The following is a 19,849-nucleotide window of genomic DNA, read 5'->3' as shown; positions in this document are numbered from 1 at the left end:
AACCAAAACCAATTCTGTATGAGATATTTAAATAAAACTCCATTCTTAATAATAGTTTTATCAATATTAAATTTTAATAATCTAATTGCCCAGAGTAACCCCGACTTCTACTTAGCATCAAACGGTATAACCTGCATGTGTCCAGATGCCAACTTTGGTGATACGGGTACTTTAGTTATTAATGGTGAAACTAAAACATTTACAAAACGTACAAGAACACAATTAGATGCTTTAATAAATGCTAACCAAGCAGACCCTGAAATTGCATTGACTTGTACGAGTGGTATTACTGATATGTCTGAGCTATTTAAGTATGTGGTTGGTGGTTTTAGTCAAAATATAGAGTCTTGGGATGTTTCAAATGTAACGGACATGTCAGAAATGTTTTTTAGTATATATCAGTGTTCTTTTAACCAATCTCTCAATAATTGGGATGTAAGCAATGTGGTTAATATGATAAATATGTTTAGAAATTGTTATTCTTTTAATCAACCCCTTAATAATTGGGATGTAAGTAATGTCACAAATATGCAAGGAATGTTTTCATCGACTTTTGTAGGTGACGCAACTTCCTCTCAAATGATTTTTAATCAGCCACTTAATTCTTGGGATGTTTCTAATGTTACTAACATGAATGAAATGTTTAGAAATTCAGTATCTTTTAACCAAGACTTAAGTGACTGGGATGTTTCTAGTGTAACAAATATGAATAACATGTTTAATAGAGCATTAGCTTTTAATCAAAATTTAAACGATTGGAGTGTTTCAAATGTAACAGATATGAGTTTTATGTTTAGTAGTGCATCTTCTTTTAACCAAGATTTAAACAGTTGGAATGTTTCGAATGTTACTAATATGTCAAGGATGTTTAATAATGCAATATTATTTAATCGGCCTTTAAATAATTGGAATATGTTAAACGTAACTGATATGAGTGGCATGTTTAACAATGTATCTGAATTTAATCAAGACTTAAGTATTTGGGATTTTAATTCAATAGAATTTCTTACAGACTTTTTGTCAAACTCAAATATGTCCGTTTTAAATTATGATGCTTTATTGCAATCATTTTTATCACAAAATATAACTAACGTAAGGCTTGGGGCTCAATTAATTGGTTACTGCGACGAAATTACTAGAAATCAGCTTATTCAAAATAAGGACTGGATTATAGATGGAGACTTAAAAGCAGAATGTGGTGGACCAACTTTTTTCGCTAACTCACCTTTTATTACAACTTGGGAAGTTACAAGTGATGACCTTGAAATTTCGATTTATACTACTGAAAATATTTATAATTACAATTACACCATAGATTGGGGTGACGGAACAATTGAATCTGGTTTAACAGGAAACAGCTCACACACTTATCAAACTAGTGGCACTTATACAGTAAGTATAACAGGTGTATTTCCACATTTTATGTTGTGTAGCTCATCAAATAATTTTAATTGTGATAATGCAAAAAAAATTAAGTCAGTTGAATCATGGGGTAATCAACTATGGAAGTCAATGTTCTCAACATTTAGACATACAGAAGACTTGGTTTTTAATGCAACTAGCACACCAATCCTAGCACAAGTTACATCCATGGAATCTATGTTTCAAGATGCAAAAGGCTTTAATTCACCAATAGAAGACTGGGATGTATCAAATGTTGAAAATTTGAGAGCTTTATTTTTCTTTACAGATGACTTTAATCAACCTTTAAATAATTGGGATGTGTCTAATGTTAATAATTTTCAAGGTGTATTTTCTAGTGCGAATTCTTTTAATCAATCACTTGTAGACTGGGACGTTTCAAATGCTAAGACAATGACAGCAATGTTTGCTGGGCCCACTAGCTTCAATCAACCTTTAAATAATTGGGATGTTTCAGGGGTTGTAAGTATGCAATCTATGTTTTTTAATAATCAAGCTTTCAATCACCCCTTAGATAATTGGGATGTTTCTAAAGTTACTATTATGCAATGGTTATTTTATTCTGCAACTTCTTTTAACCAAAATATTAATATTTGGGACGTTTCTAAAGTTAAAAACATGTCAAGTATGTTTAGAAATGCATCATCATTCAATCAACCTTTAAATAATTGGGACACATCTAATGTTACAATCACAGGCGGTATGTTTTGGGATGCCCCAGCTTTTAACCAGCCCTTAAATAACTGGGACACATCTAATGTTACTAGAATGAATTTAATGTTTAGCGGTGCTTCTAGCTTCAATCAAGATTTAAGTAATTGGAATTTCAATAACGAAATATTATTGACTAATATGTTATCAAACTCTGGTCTCGATAAAGATAACTACGATTTATTATTAGAAAGTTTCAATACACAAAACCTACAAAACAAAACACTCGGTGCAGAAGGCTTAGAGTATTGCGATGAAACTTCAAGAAACGATTTAATAAACAATAAAGGCTGGACAATCAATGGTGATTCCTTATCAGATAATTGTATAACCTGTGAAGTTCCATTCAATCTAAGTGTATCACAAATCAATACAACATCAGCTCAAATTAGCTTCGATTCTTCACAAAATGGAAGTGCTAATGTTTTAGTGATGAACCTAGGAGAAGTCCCAGGCATAGACACGCCTATCCAAGATTACCAAATCAATGGTTTTCAAGTAGGTAATAATTCATTTATTCAATTAAACTTAGAACCTAATACTGCCTACGATATATACATCAGGTTCAATTGCAGTATAACCGATTTTTCTGAGTATGCTGGTCCACTTAGTTTTCAAACACTTTGTGAAACTACTGAATTACCAAATGGTGACGTTCAGCAAAGCTTTTGTGAAGAACCAACTGTAGATGATGTATCAGTTACGGGTCAAAATTTGGCTTTTTATGAAGATGCTAGTTTATCAAATACCATTCAATCAAGTTCAATCTTAAATGATAATCAACTAATTTATGTTACTCAAACAATAGATGGATGTGAAAGTGATGCGCTTGCAATAGCTATTATAGTTGGTGATGACGAAGCACCAATTCCAAATATAGAAGACTTATCAGAACTGACTGGTGAATGTGAAGTAACTTCCTTAACTGCACCAACTGCTACTGACAATTGTGATGGGGAAATTACAGCAACAACAGATGCCGTTTTACCCATTACAGAGACCGAAACAATAATTTGGACGTATCAAGATGAATCAGGCAATACAACCACTCAAAATCAACTAATTTCGATTAATGATACAACATCACCTGTTCCAGATGTACAAGATTTAGACGATGTTGTTTCAGCTTGTGAGGTAGCTTCTTTAACCGCCCCAACTGCCACAGACAATTGTGATGGTGAGATTGTAGGAACCACAGATGTAAGCTTTCCAATCACTGAATCAATGACTATAGATTGGATATATGAAGATACTTCTGGAAATATGGCTACACAATCTCAAAACATTGTAATAGACAATAGTCAATTAGCAGTTACACTTAACGATAATCAAATCACTTTGGTTATGGATGAAAATGGTTTTGCAAACATCCAAAACCATACCTTAGATTATAATACTAACGCTGCATGTGGTGATTTATCATTTACCTATGATAATGAAATTTTTGACTGTGAAGATTTCAATAGTACTGAAACCAATCAAGTGCTTATAACATTTTCTTTGAATGGTGAAACCATTGATGCATTTACAGTAGATGTAATTTTAAGTGACCCAGATGCTCACTGCCAAAACATAAGTACAGACAGTTTCAATAAGCAAAATATTTCGATATATCCGAATCCAGCTAATAATACAATCCATATAGTAAATACGCTTAATTCTACTGTAGATGGATTTGATATCTATGATTTAAAAGGTAGAAAAATAAGTACTATTAAAAACAGCTCTAATATCAAGACTATTGATGTTTCTAACTACGAAGAAGGAATGTATATTTTGAAATTACATGGTGGTTCTAAATCGGTAGTACATAAATTTATAATTAAACGATAACGACTAACTAAAGCAACTAAATTATGGGAATTAAACCAGGACCAAAAAGAACAGCTAAAACCACAGGTAAACCAGACAGAAGACAAAGAGATAATAAGAAAACTCCCGGTAATACACCATCGCTCAAACCACATAAGCATAAAAAAGGAGATTAATTATACATTTACAATCTGTAAGACTATAAATGTTTTTAATTTTTTTTCCTAAATGCCTATCGATAGTGTGTCAGGTTTGTTCTGATGTATAAGTTTGGAGAAGTATTTGTGGTGTTGTTAAATAACTGATTTATAGTTATATTTGAGTTATCCTGTTCTATTTTGTGGTTTATGAATATATTTACGTTTCAAATAGTTGTTGTCAGGCATACTAGAAAAGCTAACTCACAAACAGCACATTTGGATTTTACCGTCACGCAATGCCAACGCTGTAAAATCAAAAGAGATGTATTTTGCCAACCCTCGTCCGAATAATGAACAGAATACGGAAAACCGTAAAAAAAGAAATAGAATGAATAGTATTTTTAGGAACACAAAGCCAACCGAAGAAATATGGAACTAATACAAAATAACCCTTATCGAATTGCAGGGATTCTCTCAAACGCAACGACAAAGGAACTTGAAAAGCAAAAAGGGAAAATCAAAGCATACACAAAGGTTGGCAAAGAAATCAAATCAGACTTTGACTTTCAAATTCTCGGGAGTATTGACAGAACGGAAGATTCTGTAAACAAAGCATTTTCAAATGTTGAGCAAAACCAAGACAAAGTAAATTATGCCCTGTTTTGGTTCTTAAATGCTAGTCCATTTGACAACACCGCAATTGAATATCTGAAAAATGGTGATGAAGAAAAAGCACTTGAAATTTGGGAGAAAGTAACAAACGACAAGGATGTTAAATCCAAAAATTTCTCTGCATTCAACAATTTGGGAACCTACAAACTTCTGAGCAGGAGTAAATCAGATATTAAGACGGGCATTGAAGCTAAAATCAAACTGATTGACTCAGACTATTTTGAAAGCTTCGTACATTCTGTTGCAGATGAAACTTATAAAATTGACAATCAAAAACAATCTGAAAAATTGATTGATGAATTGCTGACGCATTTCAAAAATCAGTTTTCAAGTTTAGAAACATTGCAATTGTTTAGCGGATGCAACGGAACTACTCAAAAGTATCTTTCCAAAAAGTTTACAGAAGAACCATTACACAAAATCGAAAGCCAAATTGAAAGCTGCAAAAAGAAACGAAAAGCAGACAAAGGGAATGCTTATGAATTTAGTTTAAAATTATTCACAAACACAAAGGACGATTTATCACTTCTAAAATCATTACTTGGCACAAGCAACTTAAAATACAAGGCAGTTGCTGACCAATTGGCGAATGAAATAATAGACTGTGCAGTTGTATATTTCAAAGAAAATTATAATGGTAGTTCCAAAAATACCGTTCGTGAATCAGCTTTAAAACTTTTTGAATATGCTCTGTCTATTGCAGAAGGTAAATTAAAAAAAGACAGAGCTCGTGACCACATTGAAACGCTTGATGAAATGAAAGACCGAGAGTTAAATCAAGCTATTTCATTATTGAGTTCTATTAAGTTGGCTTATGGAAAGGCTATCAGAGAAATTAATGCTCAAGTTGCAGAAATGCAACTTAATATGTCATATAATCAAACTATCAATTATACGAAAGTAGATAAAATGAAGGCAAACTGCCTAAATTGGGATAAAGTTGTAGAAGTAATAAGTGATGGTATTAGTGTAAATGACGTTGAAGCCATTCAGCGTTGCTCAAATCAAAGCAAAATCTCGGAATATAAAAGACTTGTCGACTTTCTGTTCAGTAAACTTGGCCCTATACAAATTAATAAAATTAAGTATTTATGTTATTGGAGAGATGTAAGAGCTGCTCAGGCAAAATCTACAGCAAAGAAGATAGGTAGGACAGCTGTTGACACAGCATCAAGTGCAAATGACGCATTAGGTGGGATTTTTAGCAGAATTTTTAAGATTGTTATAGTATTGTTTATCATTTGGTTGCTATCACTTATATTCGATTAAAAATTATAGATATGAAAAGAATTATACTCATTATATCAATATTTACAGTTGGTAATCTTTTTGCACAACAGCAGCAAGATTCAACTTTAGTTCAAGAGATACCGAACATAAAAAACAATGTATTTCAGCAACGTCAAGAGATTGATACGTTAACTAAAAAGTTGAACAACCAAAATTATGTAATTGGAAAGCAAAGCCAGACTATTTCAGCTTTACAGGAACAAAATACCAATCTCAATGCATCCATTGATAGTTTAAGTCAACTCATCCAAACCAACAGCCAAAACATTGTAACCAATTCCAAAGAGCTTGGTACGCAAAGCCAGACTATTTCAGCTTTACAGGTTCAAAATACTGATCTCAATGCATCGACTGATAGTTTAAAACAGCTAACCCAAACCAACAGCCAAAACATTGTAACCAATTCCCAAGAGCTTGGTACTAAAATCCAAGAAACGGAACAGCAAGCTGAAAGCAAGATTTCAGAACTAGGCGGAGATGTGGAGAAAAACAGACTGTATTGGATTATTGCCACTTTGGTAACACTTCTTTTAGGTGGTTTGGTTTATTGGTTATTAGGCAAGCGCATTAAGTCAAGCAAGACAGATGTCGAAACCCAAATCAGAAACACCAAAGCTTCACTTGAAGAAGAAAGCGTGAAATTGGACAACAAATTGGTAGAAGTTTTGGAAACACAACTAAAACTTCAACAAGAAACGGCTAAATCACAGCCAGTTGCTTCCAACGAAAAAGCCGACCACTCATTGGCTTTAAAAGTGGCAGACGAAATTATTCGAATTCAAAAGAATTTGGGCAGAATGGATGAAAGCACCAAGGGTCTTAAACAGTTAAATTCTTCTGTACAACGGATTCAAGACAATTTTGCATCTAATGGCTATGAACTAGTAGATATGCTAGGAAAAGAATACAACGAAGGAATGAAGGCAACAGTAAACTTCGTTCAAGACGAAGATTTTGAAGCAGGAAAAAGAATTATAACAAGAATCATTAAACCACAGGTGAATTTCAAGGGAACAATGATTCAAACAGCACAAATTGAAGTAACAGAAGCTTAAAAACATTATCAAATGGCAAGAACTAAAATTGACTACGGAATTGATTTAGGAACAACGAATTCCGCTATTTCAAGAATGGAAAATGGAGAAGCAACCATTAAAAAGACGGACACTCTAAAGGATACAATGCCTTCTTGTGTTTATATCAACAAAAAGAAAGCTATTCAAGTTGGAGATAGTGCTTATAATGCCTTAAAGAGTGATAAGCTGAGAGCAATGAAAGCTTCGAGTAATTTCCAATCAAACGCATTTATTGAATTCAAAAGAACTATGGGAACGGATAAAAAGTACCCGAGTTCTAATTTTGAAAAGGACTTGACTTCAGAAGAATTATCGGCAGAAGTTCTGAAAACATTGAAGTCTTTTGTAAAAGATGAGAATGTCAATTCCATTGTTATTACAGTTCCAGCCGCTTTTAAAAACAACCAAAAAGAAGTGACAAGAGAGGCTGCAAAATTAGCAGGCTTCAACCATATTGAATTGTTACAAGAACCTGTTGCCGCATCAATGGCTTACGGATTAGATTCCAATAAGAAAGACGGTTTTTGGTTGGTATTTGACTTTGGTGGTGGAACTTTTGATGCAGCACTTTTAAAAGTTGAAGAAGGGATAATGAAAGTGATTGACACCGAAGGCGATAATTATCTTGGTGGTAAAAACTTGGACTACGCAATTGTAGATGAAATTATCTTGCCATACATCCAAGAAAACTTTGTGATTGATTCTATTTTGGCGGATGATACAAAAAAACAAATTCTGCGCAATGCAATGAAAGAATATGCAGAAGAAACCAAAATCGCATTATCTTTTAAAGATGAGCATAATATCCTACCGCCATTAGGTGAAATTCCCGGAGAAGATGATGAAGGCGAAGAGTTTGAATTAGACATTACCGTAACTCAAAATGACATTTCCAAAGCAGTTTCACCTGTTTTCCAGAAAGCAATTGATGTTAGTTTAAGTCTATTGGAAAGAAACAATCTTAAAGGTTCCTCTTTAGACTCTTTAATTCTTGTTGGTGGGCCCACGTTTTCACCAGTTTTGAGAAAGATGTTGGAAGAACAAATTTGTAAACCAGACACAAGTGCTGACCCAATGACGGTAGTTTCAAAAGGTGCGGCCTTGTATGCATCAACGGTAGATGTTTCAGAAGAAGTAAGAGAGCAAACCAGAGACAAAACAAAGATTCAATTGGAAATAGCCAATGAATCATCAACAGTTGAAACAGAAGAATTTGTTCCGATTAAAATTTTAGCAGACAAAACAGAAGGAGAAATTCCTGAAAAGGTATTTGCAGAAGTGACTAGAGGCGACAAAGCTTGGTCAAGTGGAAAAGTTGAAATTAATACGATTGGTGAAGTCTTTGAAATTTCTTTGAATGAAGGGGTTACTAATCAGTTTAGTGTCACTTTGTATGATGACAAAGGAAATTTGTTAGAGTGTGAACCTGACAGCTTTTCCATTATTCCAGTAAAAGTGCCACCTGCAACTTTGCCTTACAATGTTGGTATTGAGCTAAAAGATAAAACAACAGGCAAAGTTCGTTTCAAAACAATCAAAGGTTTGGAAAAGAACCAATCTATACCAGCAATCGGTACTAGAAATGGATTGAAGACCCAAAAACAAATTCGTCCAGGAATGGATTCCGACTTCATCAAAATTCCTGTTTACGAAGGCGAACACGCATCCGAAGGAACAAGAGCAATCTACAACGAACACGTTACTGATATTAAAATAAGTGGTGCCGATTTACCTTCACTTCTGCCCGAAAATAGTGATGTGGATTTGACAATAAATATTGACAGGTCAGAAAAAATAACGGTTACAGCCTACTTCCCTTATTTGGATTATTCAACCGACATTGAAGTTGACAGTACTCAAACATCAATCGAAACATCTTGGTTGGAAAATGAAATCAAAAAAGCAAAAGGAAGTATTGCGGAATTGAAAGAAGATGGTAACTCTGATAATGGTCAATTAGCCAAAGTTGAAGCAGAATTAGAGCAAATTGAAAAATCGTTTGAGAATAACAAAAATGATGTGGACGGCAAACAAGAGGTTCTGACCAATTTGAGAAAGTCGCTAAAAACAATTGATGAACTCAACGACACCACAGAATGGCCAAAATTGGAAGAGACATTAAAAGAAGAGTTTTATCGCCTTGAAAAAGTAAATAACGACTTAGGGAATGAAAAAACCACCCAAGTTGTCAATCAGTTCCGTTCCCAATTGGATGAAGTTATTCGTGCTAAAGATGTTAAACTTGGAAATGTTCTATTAGAGGAAATCGAAGGATTCTTTATTAAACTGACATTCATTTATCAGTTAATAGGATTTATAAGAAGCCATAACGAGAATTTCGGCTCATTCCATTGGAAAGATAGCGGTAGAGCAAGAACACTTTTAAACAAAGGATTACAAATTATTGGAGAGAACCCAACTGTAGATGAACTACATCCAGTTGTCATTTCACTAATTGACTTATTGCCAAATGATGAACGACCAAGTGGTGATGATTCTGTATTGGTTGGATAAAAGATAATGATATGAGATTAAGAACTAAATTACTTTTACCGCTCTTTTCTTTAGCTATAATTATTTCTTCCTGTGAAAGTGATGCAGAAAGAAAACAGCGTTTAGCAAAAGAAGAACAGCAAAGAATTGAAGAAGAACAGCAAAGAATTGAATTTGAAGAAAAGCGAAAAGCAGAAGAAGCTGAACGTGCATTTCAATTAGAGCAAGAACGCATTGAGCAAGAAAAGCGTGAGGAAGAAGAGCGTATTGCAAGAGAAGTACGTCTTGAAAAGGAAAGGAAAGAAAAAGCCATCTATGATAAGTATATCAACAATTCTTTGAGTACAGGGGCTACGCCATATTCTCGTTATTATGGTGGCAATTCAACTTGTAATGATTACGGTTGTTCACAATTAAAAGTAAGAACGAGTAACTCTGATGTGATTGTTACCATAAAAAAGAATGATAAAGTTGTTAGACACGGCTACATTAATTCAGGAAGCAGTTATACGTTCTCATTTCCAAATGGTACTTACCAAACATTTTTTTACTACGGTAAAGGTTGGAATCCTGAAAAAGAAATGAAAGGCGGTGAAATGAAAGGTGGTTTTATTACCAACGAAAGTTTTGGAAAGGATGACCCTCAATCTTTGAGCAATAATATTTTAGAGTATGAGCTGATTTTACAAGAAAATGGAAACTTCAGTACTCGACCTAGTAATCCAGATGAAGCGTTGTAAATGAAGCTAACTCACGCCATATATATAGGAATTGATTCCGCTTCCATTGCTAAAATGAAAGATGGAGAGCCTTGCATTATCAAGTCTGACACTATGCGAGATGAGATTCCTATGTGTGTTTACGTGAACAAAAAAGGGACAATTCAAGTTGGTGATTCGGCACTTAATGCTCACAAAAGAGATAATCTAAAAAGTGCAAAGGGTTGGCAAGAACAATCTAATTCCTTTATTGAGTTTACAAGAACCTTAGGCACTGACAAAACCTATTACAGTTCTAATGCCAATAAAGCATTTACTTCTGAAGAACTTTTAGCAGAAGTATTGAAAGCTTTGCTGTCTTTTGAAAAAGACCAAGATATTAATGCAGCGGTTATTGCTATTCCAGATGATTATAAACATATCCAAAAAGAGGCTGTCCGAAATGCAGGAAAATTAGCAGACTTGCAGCAAGTTGAATTTATTCAAGAATCCATCGCTGCAAGCTTATCCTATGGTTTAGATTCAATCAAGAAAGATGATTTTTGGTTGGTGTTTGATTTTGAACATAAAACCTTTAGTGCTTCGCTTCAAAAAGTAGAAAATGGCATTATAAAAGTTATCGATACAGAAGGAGACAATTATTTAGGTACTGTTAATTTAGATTTTGCTATTGACGATAACATCATATTACCCTACATCCAAGAGAATTACAGCATTGACAGCTTCATAAGGAATGATGAAAAACTACAATCGTTTAGACAATCAATAAAGCATTATGCAGCAAGTGCAAGAGAAAAAATGAATTTCGAAGAAACTCATTGGTTGGCTTCAGATTTGGGAGATATTCCCGGAGTAGATGATGAAGGCGAAGAATTTGAATTAGACATTAACGTAACTCAAAATGACATTGCCAGAGCGGTTTCGCCTGTTTTCAAAAAAGCAATTGATGTTAGTTTAAGTCTATTGGAAAGAAACAATCTTAAAGGTGCTGATTTAGATTCTTTAATTCTTGTTGGTGGTTCAACGTTTTCACCCGTTTTGAGGCAATTATTGGAAGAACAAATTTGTAAACCCGACACAAGTGTCGACCCAATGACGGTAATTGTAAAAGGTGCTGCCTTGTATGCTTCTACTATAGGTGTTTCAGAAGAAGTAAGAGAGCAAACCAGAGACAAAACAAAGATTCAATTGGAAATCGCTAACGAATCTTCAACAGTTGAAACCGAAGAATTTGTTCCTATCAAGATTTTAGCTGACAAAACAGAAGGAGAGATACCTAAAAAGGTATTTGCAGAAGTTACCAGAGGCGACAAAGCTTGGTCAAGCGGAAAAGTTGAAATTAATACGATTGGTGAAGTTGTAGAAATTCAACTCAACGAAGGAAAAACCAACATTTTTGAAGTTGTTCTGTTTAACGACAAAGGAAATATTTTAGAAAGTGAGCCTTCAAGTTTTAGCGTCATTCAAGGTGAGAAAATTGGAAATGCCACTCTTGCATATAACATCGGGATTGAAGTTAAAGACAAACAAACAGGTAAAATTATATTCAGAACCATTAAAGGATTAGAAAAAAACCAAACTATTCCTGCAATGGGAACCATAAATGGTTTCAAAACAGAAAAACCTATTCGTCCAGGTGTAGAGTCTGATTTCATTAAAATTCCAATTTATGAAGGTGGACACGGAGCAGAAGGAACAAGAGCTATCTTCAATGAACACATTACTGACATTATCATCAGTGGAGCTGACTTGCCTTGTCTTTTACCTGAATACAGTGATGTTGACTTAACGATAAACGTTGATAGGTCAGAAAAAATCGCAGTTACGGCCTATTTTCCGTCTATTGATTATACTACCGTGATAGAAGTCAATCGTGTTAAAACATCAATTGAAACATCTTGGTTGGAAAATGAAATCAGAAAAGCAAAAGGAAGCATTGTAGAATTAAAACAAGATGGTAATTCAATTAATGGTCAATTACAAAAGATTGAAATAGAATTAGATGAAATTGAGAACTCTTTTCAGAATCATAAAAATGATATTGACGGCAGACAGGAAGTATTAACAAATCTTCGCAGAACGCTCAAAATCATTGATGAACTTATCCAGACTGCAGAATGGCCAAATTTAGAGGAAACTTTAAAAGAGGAGTTTTACCGTCTTGAAAAGGCCAATAACGAGTTAGGAAATGAAAAAACTACCAAAGTGGTGAATCAATTTCGTTCGCAGTTGGATGAAGTGATTCGGGCAAAAGACGTAAAGCTTGGTAATATCCTTTTGGAAGAGATTAATGGTTTCTTACTTGAAATTAATCGTATTGCAGCTGTCAATGAAAAATATGACAGAGAATACCTTCAACTTTATAAAAATGGTGAGATGACTTTAGTAGAAGTCAAAGATAGCCTTGAAGAAGCCAATAGACAAGATGGTGTCGTTTACCAAGAGGTTTTAAACCTTATCAATAAAGAAGAAAAAAGACTTACTAAGAAAAAAGTAGAAGACTTACTCTTCGCACTTACTGAAAATGAAAGATTACCGGGTGAAAAGTTTGGAGAATATTTTGAGAGATTATCAAACACTAAAGATAATTCTAACGAATTGAGAGAGTTATTTAATGAAATAAAAGGGTATGAATAAAACCAAGCACATACTATCCAAAGGTCAATCAATTGATGATAAATACAAGGTAGCTTTCTTCCTTAAAAAAGGAAGCTATGCCGAAACTTATCGTGTAAAAGACCAAGAAGGGAAAACCAAATTATTGAAGCTATTTGCTTACTCAAAATTGCACAGAACTCAATTTGATGAAAATGGTGACGTTTTAGAGATTCAGGTTTTAAAGAATATCAAGCACCCAAATTTGGTTAAATACTGTGATAGTGGCGAACTACTTTTGGATGGTCAAAAATATGCTTATGCAATTCTTGATTTCATCAGTGGTGAAACCTTGGCGGACAAATTAAAAAGAGAACAAACCATTAATCCGTATGAAGCTAAAGACACTATTTCGGGTGTTTTGAACGGATTGAACTATTTGCATTCTCTTCAAAATCCAATTATCCACAACGACATTACAAACCTGAATGTAATGTTGGATTTATCGGGTAAAGTTGCGATTCCTAGAATCATTGACTTTGGATATGCTCGTTTTTTAAGTCAATCGAATAAGGACTTTTTAAAGGAAGGTCTAAATCCATTTTACCAAGCCAATGAAGCGTTCAACAAAGTATTTTCATTTCAAAGTGATGTGTTTTCGGTTGGTGCATTATATTATCACTTGTTAGAAGGATTACCACCTTGGTTTGTTGAAATTTCAAAATACAAAGCAGATTCCATAAAGTTAGAAGATGCTGTTATTGAAGAACGAAAAAAACCTTTAAAGTTTTCGTCAGTTACAGACCAACAAACCCAAAACATAATCAGCAAAGCTTTACAACCCAATGCTGAAAATCGCTTTAAGAGTGTCAAAGACTTTATAAAAGCAATTAATGGTGAAATGGAAGTACAACAGCTTTCATCACCGCAAGATGTGTCAAAACCGAAACTTAAGGAAATAAAAAAGGGAAAAGGGTTTTCAGCAATAGCAGGATTGGATGAGTTAAAAAACGAAATGAGAAGGTCAGTAATTGATGTTTTACAAAATCCTGAAAAGGCGAAAAGATATGGAGCAAAATTACCAAATGGGATGGTTTTGTATGGTCCTCCAGGATGTGGTAAAACTTTCTTTGCGAAACACTTTGCCGAAGAAGTAGGCTTCAATTTTATTTTATCTACTCCTTCGAAACTAAAAAGTAGGTATGTAAATGCTACTCAGGAAAACATTGCACAAATGTTTGATGATGCTGAAAAAAATGCTCCGACAATCATTTTCATTGATGAAATAAACGAACTTCTTCCAAATCGGGATAGTGATTCTCACGAAATGGCAAAAAGTGCAGTAAATGAAATGTTGGCTCAGATGGACAGAACAGGTGAAAAGGGAATTTTTATAATTGGTGCAACAAATTATCCTGACATGATAGATCCAGCAATGCTAAGGTCAGGTCGTTTGGAAAAGAAATTCTATTTACCACCTCCAGATTTAAAATTGAGAAAAGCACTTTTTGAAATGAGTTTAAATGTCAGAAAGTTGGTTTTAGATTTTGGAATTGATTACGATAGGCTTTCTGCGCTAACGGAAAACTATGTTAGTTCCGACATTGAATCAATAGTTAACGAAGCTACTTCGATAGCAATGGCTGACGATTCAAAAATAACTATGAATTTATTGGAGAAAGTTATAAAGTCATATAAACCTTTCCCGAAAGATGAATTAAGTAAATACCAAAGCATTAAAGCAAAAATGGAAGGTTTATCAGAAAATAATTATGACCGTCCAAGAATCGGTTTTAAAAACAAATAGATATGGAAACAATACATTTCAATAAACTACTGCTAAAGACTGCTTTTTCGTGTATGGCTTGTGATGGCGATATTGACAAACGTGAAGTCAAACTTATTAAGCAATTGCAAAAGGAAAATAAAACCTTTGGAGAAATTGACATTAATTCCGAATTGGACACGATGTTACTTGCTATCAACAAAGACGGACAAGAATTTTTAAAAGGATATTTCAATGAACTTACAACTACTGAACTAACAGAAGCAAATGAATTGAAATTAATTGAAGTGGCAATAGACACCATCAAAGCAGACGATAAAGTTGAATACAGCGAAATCAAATTTTTTAAAGTCATTCGTTCAAAGCTGAAAATTAACAACGAGCCAATTCTTGAAAAACATCCTGATTTTGAAGACTACTTGGAGCAAGATATTATAACTGATTCCTATTTATCAAGGTTACAAAACGACTTTTTTGACACTCATATTTCAAATGAATTTGAGTTGATAAGTGAAATTGATAATGACATTTTAGACAATCTAAAAGAAGATAATGAAAAATAGTGAAACGATAATAAAGATTGTTTTAGCTATTTTAATGTTTCTGTGCTTATTGGATATGGCTTATGGATTTTACCAATTGGTTCGATTTGTTGCCCTAATTGGTTTCGGAATTTTAGCATACAAAGCAAATGAACAGAATCAGAAAACAGAAATGATTATTTACGGTGGGCTTGCCCTACTCTTTCAACCATTTTTTAAAATAGCACTTGGAAGAGAAATGTGGAACATAGTTGACGTAATTGTCGGAATTGGATTAATTGGCAGTTTGTTTATTAATAGAAAGAAAAGCCAACGTTAAAAGCCATACACAATAGCAGTACGCTCCTGCCGTCACGCAAACCCAAAATTGCAAAAGAGTATGTCTTTGCCAACGCTGTCAGACGAACGAAAAAGAAGTACGTCCACACAACAACATAACAATAATAGCTAGATTTGGAGCTGAAACGAGAGTTTTGTGTGTTTTTAGAAAATTAAAAGTATAAATCGTAAGTTGGTCGCCAAAAGCCATATACGCAAACCATTGGGGACAATTTATAAAAACTCCAATATGGTAAACCGTAAATGATATAAAACTATAAGTTTGTTTTTTTACAACTAATCACAATTACAAAAATCACACATGAAAAAATTTTCACTTTCAATTTTCTTTCTATTGTTTGCAAACATTTGTTTTGCAGACCAATTAGCATATATAACATTATCGCAAGCAAAAGAGGCACAAGCATACTTAATAACAACAGATTACATAATTATTTGGTGTGCCTGTTGCGAAAATGATGTCGCTGAGATGATAACTACAGATAATGTTTATTATAAAAAAGTTAATTATAAGGATTTCTATCAGGTTGTAGTTGAGGGAAAATAAAAATGGTGAATATGTATCAAGAGATTTAGATTTAGCCTACGTACACAGTTTGGAAAACGGATTTTATAAAGCTGTTGGAAAAATTTTAAATTATAAATGTGATCCTTGTAATCAACCATTTTAGTTAAATAATGATAGTAAATCATTAAATAATCCTGTTCAATCTACGAAGTTTATAACTATAGATGCAAGTCCTAATGGTGTTGTTACAACACCAACATTATTAAAAAAAGATGTCAAAAATGAAGCAGAAAATGTGTCTTTTTTTGGTAGTTATTCTTCAACTAAGATTATTGTGTATACATATAATGTGAAAAGTAAAAAATTTGAGAAAACAAATACTATAAATGAGAAATCAGAACTGTTTTTAGGCGATAAGTATTACGGGATAAGTCGTGGCGATATTAAAGAATGGGTTTGGAGAGAATGGTCACAATCAAATAGTAGCAAAGATAATAAGCCTCTATTTTTCGATAATTTTGGTAATACTAAAAAATGGATTTTAATAAAAATATTTTATTAATTTTTAAAGAAAGAAAAGGTAATAATTGGCATAAGCTTTATATGCTAGTTGATTTGAGAAAAGATGATAGTATAAAACCTAAATATTAAAAGTTTAAATTTTTTATACATTAATAATAGTTATAAATTATTTAAATTTTTCATCACAATTTAATAATGAACAAATGAATAAAAAATAATGACGGACAAAACTATTGCCACAGCCCCCGCTACCGCACGAATACTTTCGTGTGGCTGAATCTAAAAGCTAATAGAGCTACTAGCCAAAAGAATAGCTAAAACCAAATTCAACACAAACAGCTAATAAATTGTATAAGTAATACATAAGTAGTTGCTTAACATTAAAGAAATTCATATCATTGCATCAGCATTAAGAAGCATAGCAATATGCGCCAACCGAGTGATTCGCACCACGGTGGTAAAACAATGCGGACAGTCAAAGTCAAAATAAACTGAAAACTATCCCATTTCGCTTTTTAATGCAAATAGAAAGAATGTTTAATCTAAACTCTATTTGTAATGAATTTTTATTTCCCCAAAAATCATGTAAGCTTAAAGTTAACTAACAAAATTCGTGATGCTTGTTATTAGTACGGTATTAAAATAGAATTCTTAAAGCCAAACTAGTCAGATGTATAAAGCTGATTTAAACAATTAAATACATTTACATTTCAAATTTTAAAACAATAAATAACATGAATTTTTTCAATAAACCTGACTCAACACTAAGTTCTGATATGATTACTGTCAATGTTGTCTACAACACAATACGTATAGTCGATTTTGAAGATGAAGATAAAGACATTTTAATTGAAGTATCCAGCAATGCAGGTAATACACTCTTAGATTTTTCAAAAGCAAAAGATTATAATGTATACTGCTATAACGAAAATGGTCATTTAGATTCTAAATACCTTGCTTACAATAATAAAAGCAATTTCATAATTGGTACTCAATACAAAAGCATCTTTTTAGAAAGATGTAATTCTTCCATTTTGACTAAGCAAAAAATGATAATAACCACTAAAAAATTCAAGTATTTAAAATATTTACCCAAACCAATACATCTTGAAAAAGGGACAATCGATTTTGTAGATGATAGTGAATTCATTCAAAAAGATGATCGTATCCCATTATTGCTAATTACTCAACATGGAATATTTCCAACAAAGGAAAATTATGCTGAAAAACCAACACTTGATTACCGTATACTTGAAGGTCTAGGAGATAGGTTAGTGGGGTTTATAGGTAGACCATATTTATCAAATAACGAAAGGAAAGGAATTATATTCAAGTATACTGATGCTGAATTTATTGTACAAATTACTAAAGACCCAGAATCAGTGAATTTGGGTTTGTGGTCTTAATACACCCCGTTACCACACGAATCCTTTCGTCTGGTAATCTAAATCTAAATCACCTAAACATTTGTTAGTGAATAAGTCGAGGTTGTTGCCGTTGAATAAGTTGGGAGAAGACTTTGAGTTGTTATTTAATAACTGATTTATAGTTTTATTTGGGTTATCTACTTTATTTTGTGGTTTATGAATATATTTACGATTATAATATCTGTTAGCAACTATTTAATAAATGAAATCACTGAGAAAAAATATAATACTGATTTTACTGGTATCGTTGGTAGCATCATACACATTTGCACAAAGTGTAGATTTTGGGACAAATAATTATATTGAATATCAAATTGGAAACCTCCCTTTGGTTATATCTGTATCGCATGGCGGTAATATAGAGCCTGCTTCTATACCTGACAGAACATGCAATAATCCTGTATATGCTGTTGATGCATTCACCATTGAAACTGCATTAGAGATAAAGAACCTACTCTTTGCTAAAACGGGCTGCTATCCTCACATAATTATTTCTCATTTAAAACGAAATAAACTAGACCCAAATCGAAATTTAGCGGATGGAGCATGTGGTAATCAAGAAGCAATGACTGCATGGCAGGAGTTTCATAATTTTATTGATACCGCAAGGAATACTGCAAATCAACAGTATAATGATAAAACATTCTTCGTGGATTTGCACGGGCATGGAAATCCCATTCAAAGGGTTGAGCTTGGTTATTTGCTATATGATGACGAACTTGAATTGTCAGATAACACCCTGAATACATCACAATACATTAACTATAGCTCAATAAAAAATTTGGCTACAAGTAATGTTAACAATTATACTCATGCGCAATTATTAAGAGGGTCATACTCATTTGGTACATTATTATCAAACAAAAATTATCCTACGGTGCCTAGCCAAAACATTCCATTTCCTGGTACAAATTCAAATTATTTCAGTGGTGGTTATATTACAGCAAATCACACTAGTTATGACCCAGGAGCTCCTATAAATGGGCTACAGATGGAGCTTAATTTTACAAATATCAGAGATACTCCTGCCAATAGAACTGAGTTTGCAATTGCTTTCGCTGAAGCTATAATTGAATATATGAATACACATTTTAATCTGAGCTGGAACACATGTAACCCTCTTTCGACAATTAATACCTTTCCAGATAAACCCTTTTCTGTCCATCCAAATCCAATCTCCAGAGGTGATCTGATTCATTTTGACATACCAGAAGACATCATTTATGAATATGAGCTATTTAACTTACAAGGCCAATTGACTGCCAAAGGAGTGCTAAATTCTGATAGAACTATAAATTCAAAAGAACTAAATTCAGGTCTCTATTTAATAAAAGTATTTAATAAATTAAATGGTGTTTTTATGACCATGAAAATTATCATTCATTAGAAAACAGTAGCTAACGCACAATATCCTTTAATAATGAAACAACAATCCATAACAGATGCAGTAATTAAAGATTTATTTGGTGTTTCGGGTAACGAGTTTCAAGAAATCAAAGAAACAATAGCCGGGTTGGCTTTAGGTGAATTGATCTCCGCTACCGCACGAATCCTTTCGTGTGGTAGTATAAAGCTAATAGCTAAAGACCAACTGTCATTCCCTGATATAGGTTGACCGTTTTAAAAACCATTTAAAAGATGATAAAAAGCGGAAAACGTTTAGGAGCAAGAAAGATTTATTCAGAAAATTTTAAACTTCGAATAGTCAAACTTTATGAATCAGGAAAGCATTCAGTTTACGAATTAGAAAAGATTTACGATATTTCTAATCCAACGATTTATAATTGGATTTACA

General features: G+C 33.2%; 16 protein-coding genes and 1 riboswitch. All 16 genes read left to right on the top strand.

Translation table 11 applies throughout. The annotated features are described in order from the left end of the window. The first annotated feature begins 18 nt into the window (after positions 1–18). Positions 19–3,966, top strand: coding sequence for a BspA family leucine-rich repeat surface protein (locus tag IEV72_RS13280; protein ID WP_188459611.1), 3,948 nt, complete (start codon positions 19–21; stop codon positions 3,964–3,966). Between the two features lie 23 nt (positions 3,967–3,989). Continuing rightward, positions 3,990–4,121, top strand: coding sequence for a hypothetical protein (locus IEV72_RS13710; protein WP_262890034.1), 132 nt, complete (start codon positions 3,990–3,992; stop codon positions 4,119–4,121). 393 nt (positions 4,122–4,514) lie between these two features. Beyond that, positions 4,515–6,026 (top strand): hypothetical protein, encoded by a 1,512-nt coding sequence (locus IEV72_RS13275; protein ID WP_188459610.1) that lies wholly within the window; start codon positions 4,515–4,517, stop codon positions 6,024–6,026. Positions 6,027–6,037: 11 nt separating this feature from the next. Next, positions 6,038–7,102: a coiled-coil domain-containing protein gene (locus tag IEV72_RS13270; RefSeq protein WP_188459609.1), complete on the top strand. Its 1,065-nt coding sequence runs from the start codon at positions 6,038–6,040 to the stop codon at positions 7,100–7,102. Between the two features lie 12 nt (positions 7,103–7,114). Then, positions 7,115–9,637 carry an Hsp70 family protein gene (locus IEV72_RS13265; protein ID WP_188459608.1) on the top strand — a complete coding sequence of 841 codons (2,523 nt, stop codon included), beginning with the start codon at positions 7,115–7,117 and terminating at the stop codon, positions 9,635–9,637. 11 nt (positions 9,638–9,648) lie between these two features. Next, on the top strand, positions 9,649–10,356 hold the full coding sequence (locus IEV72_RS13260) for a hypothetical protein (protein ID WP_188459607.1): 708 nt from the start codon (positions 9,649–9,651) through the stop codon (positions 10,354–10,356). Continuing rightward, on the top strand, positions 10,357–12,972 hold the full coding sequence (locus IEV72_RS13255) for an Hsp70 family protein (protein ID WP_188459606.1): 2,616 nt from the start codon (positions 10,357–10,359) through the stop codon (positions 12,970–12,972). It begins immediately after the preceding gene. After that, positions 12,965–14,737 carry an AAA family ATPase gene (locus IEV72_RS13250; RefSeq protein ID WP_188459605.1) on the top strand — a complete coding sequence of 591 codons (1,773 nt, stop codon included), beginning with the start codon at positions 12,965–12,967 and terminating at the stop codon, positions 14,735–14,737. The genes IEV72_RS13255 and IEV72_RS13250 overlap by 8 nt, the downstream gene beginning before the upstream one ends. Positions 14,738–14,739: 2 nt before the next feature. Further along, positions 14,740–15,279 carry a hypothetical protein gene (locus tag IEV72_RS13245; protein ID WP_188459604.1) on the top strand — a complete coding sequence of 180 codons (540 nt, stop codon included), beginning with the start codon at positions 14,740–14,742 and terminating at the stop codon, positions 15,277–15,279. Beyond that, a complete protein-coding gene (locus IEV72_RS13240) occupies positions 15,269–15,577 on the top strand; it encodes a DUF6804 family protein (RefSeq protein WP_188459603.1) in 309 nt (102 codons plus the stop codon). The genes IEV72_RS13245 and IEV72_RS13240 overlap by 11 nt, the downstream gene beginning before the upstream one ends. Before the next feature lie 321 nt (positions 15,578–15,898). After that, entirely contained in the window at positions 15,899–16,144 is a 246-nt protein-coding gene (locus IEV72_RS13235; protein WP_188459602.1) for a hypothetical protein, read from the top strand. Positions 16,145–16,454: 310 nt separating this feature from the next. Then, positions 16,455–16,667 carry a hypothetical protein gene (locus IEV72_RS13230; protein ID WP_188459601.1) on the top strand — a complete coding sequence of 71 codons (213 nt, stop codon included), beginning with the start codon at positions 16,455–16,457 and terminating at the stop codon, positions 16,665–16,667. 361 nt (positions 16,668–17,028) lie between these two features. After that, positions 17,029–17,126, top strand: a riboswitch (SAM-I-IV-variant riboswitch). A gap of 235 nt (positions 17,127–17,361) precedes the next feature. Beyond that, a complete protein-coding gene (locus IEV72_RS13225) occupies positions 17,362–18,033 on the top strand; it encodes a hypothetical protein (RefSeq protein WP_188459600.1) in 672 nt (223 codons plus the stop codon). A 223-nt stretch (positions 18,034–18,256) separates the two neighbouring features. After that, positions 18,257–19,441, top strand: a complete 1,185-nt coding sequence (locus IEV72_RS13220) for a T9SS type A sorting domain-containing protein (protein ID WP_188459599.1) — start codon at positions 18,257–18,259, stop codon at positions 19,439–19,441. A gap of 33 nt (positions 19,442–19,474) precedes the next feature. Next, positions 19,475–19,669, top strand: coding sequence for a hypothetical protein (locus tag IEV72_RS13215; RefSeq protein ID WP_188459598.1), 195 nt, complete (start codon positions 19,475–19,477; stop codon positions 19,667–19,669). 23 nt (positions 19,670–19,692) lie between these two features. Next, positions 19,693–19,849, top strand: a 157-nt coding sequence (locus tag IEV72_RS13780; RefSeq protein ID WP_188459470.1) for a helix-turn-helix domain-containing protein, incomplete at its 3' end; no start/stop codon positions are given.

Source organism: Psychroflexus planctonicus (assembly GCF_014640195.1).
Classification (GTDB): domain Bacteria; phylum Bacteroidota; class Bacteroidia; order Flavobacteriales; family Flavobacteriaceae; genus Psychroflexus; species Psychroflexus planctonicus.
The sequence above is the reverse complement of the archived record's forward strand: the minus strand, read 5'-3'. Positions and strand labels throughout refer to the sequence as shown.

What these genes read in the sequence shown, in the direction of transcription:
- IEV72_RS13280 (WP_188459611.1), top strand. Translation starts at nt 19, where the DNA reads ATGAGATATTTAAATAAAACTCCATTCTTAATAATAGTTTTATCAATA.
- IEV72_RS13710 (WP_262890034.1), top strand. Translation starts at nt 3,990, where the DNA reads ATGGGAATTAAACCAGGACCAAAAAGAACAGCTAAAACCACAGGTAAA.
- IEV72_RS13275 (WP_188459610.1), top strand. Translation starts at nt 4,515, where the DNA reads ATGGAACTAATACAAAATAACCCTTATCGAATTGCAGGGATTCTCTCA.
- IEV72_RS13270 (WP_188459609.1), top strand. Translation starts at nt 6,038, where the DNA reads ATGAAAAGAATTATACTCATTATATCAATATTTACAGTTGGTAATCTT.
- IEV72_RS13265 (WP_188459608.1), top strand. Translation starts at nt 7,115, where the DNA reads ATGGCAAGAACTAAAATTGACTACGGAATTGATTTAGGAACAACGAAT.
- IEV72_RS13260 (WP_188459607.1), top strand. Translation starts at nt 9,649, where the DNA reads ATGAGATTAAGAACTAAATTACTTTTACCGCTCTTTTCTTTAGCTATA.
- IEV72_RS13255 (WP_188459606.1), top strand. Translation starts at nt 10,357, where the DNA reads ATGAAGCTAACTCACGCCATATATATAGGAATTGATTCCGCTTCCATT.
- IEV72_RS13250 (WP_188459605.1), top strand. Translation starts at nt 12,965, where the DNA reads ATGAATAAAACCAAGCACATACTATCCAAAGGTCAATCAATTGATGAT.
- IEV72_RS13245 (WP_188459604.1), top strand. Translation starts at nt 14,740, where the DNA reads ATGGAAACAATACATTTCAATAAACTACTGCTAAAGACTGCTTTTTCG.
- IEV72_RS13240 (WP_188459603.1), top strand. Translation starts at nt 15,269, where the DNA reads ATGAAAAATAGTGAAACGATAATAAAGATTGTTTTAGCTATTTTAATG.
- IEV72_RS13235 (WP_188459602.1), top strand. Translation starts at nt 15,899, where the DNA reads ATGAAAAAATTTTCACTTTCAATTTTCTTTCTATTGTTTGCAAACATT.
- IEV72_RS13225 (WP_188459600.1), top strand. Translation starts at nt 17,362, where the DNA reads ATGAATTTTTTCAATAAACCTGACTCAACACTAAGTTCTGATATGATT.
- IEV72_RS13220 (WP_188459599.1), top strand. Translation starts at nt 18,257, where the DNA reads ATGAAATCACTGAGAAAAAATATAATACTGATTTTACTGGTATCGTTG.
- IEV72_RS13215 (WP_188459598.1), top strand. Translation starts at nt 19,475, where the DNA reads ATGAAACAACAATCCATAACAGATGCAGTAATTAAAGATTTATTTGGT.